The 758-nt window shown below is 68.5% G+C and carries 1 protein-coding gene and 1 pseudogene; both read left to right on the top strand.

Features of this window, described 5'->3' with window-relative positions; translation table 11 throughout:
• Window positions 1–370, top strand: a 370-nt coding sequence (locus Y710_RS18350; RefSeq protein ID WP_231875789.1) for a hypothetical protein, incomplete at its 5' end; no start/stop codon positions are given.
• Window positions 367–758 (top strand): annotated as a pseudogene (locus Y710_RS18345) (hypothetical protein); the annotation flags it as partial. The gene Y710_RS18350 and the pseudogene Y710_RS18345, both read left to right, overlap by 4 nt.

The following is a 758-nucleotide window of genomic DNA, read 5'->3' as shown; positions in this document are numbered from 1 at the left end:
ATGCGGTCATCGAAAAGTGGGGACAGTCGGACGGCGGTGCAGCATGATCACGCTCGAAAAGCACCTAGCCGCGCACGCATCCGTCAATCCCGGCGAGGAGGACGCCCACCTCATCCTCTGCCATTGCGGCACCTGGTTCGACGACGAGGGTGATCATCGCGCGCACGTCGCCGCGACCTGGCGTGAAGCCCGCACTGTGCGCGAAGTCGAAGACCTCGACGCACTGCTGGTCGGAACGATCCTTCGGTGCGGGTATGGGCGCGTGTGGGAGAAGCTCCCCGGGCATCGCCGATTCTCCGGCATGGAAGTCGGCAAGGACCTCGGCGTGCCCGCCCTCGTCGTTTGGACGCCCGAGGACGGTGCGGCATGACCGGGCAGGACGCGCGGGACGTCATCGCCGAAGCGATCAACGACGACGGCTGGACGTGCGACGTGCACGAGCCTCATCGGTTCGGCGAGTGCACGCCGTGCCGAGACGCGCAGACGCACACTGCTCAAGCCGCACTCGACGCGCTCACCGACGCCGGCTACGCGATCGTGCGCCTGCCCGAGAGGGACATGACCAGCGAACACGCCACGCCCGAGTCCCAGCACGAGGTGCCCCTCTGGGCGCTCGGCGACGGCCTAGTCGCGGTGGTATCGACCTGCTGCGGCGAACTCTCAGTCACCGGTGGCGATTACCAGCCCGACGAGGGGCGCACTCTCGCCGCCGCCATCCTCGCTGCTGCCGCTCACGCCGAGGCGGGTGAGGACCGTGG

The organism is Gordonia sp. QH-12, from assembly GCF_001578675.1.
In the GTDB taxonomy this organism is placed as follows: domain Bacteria; phylum Actinomycetota; class Actinomycetes; order Mycobacteriales; family Mycobacteriaceae; genus Gordonia; species Gordonia sihwensis.
Note: the sequence above shows the minus strand (reverse complement) of the source record. Positions and strands in the feature narration are given on the sequence as shown.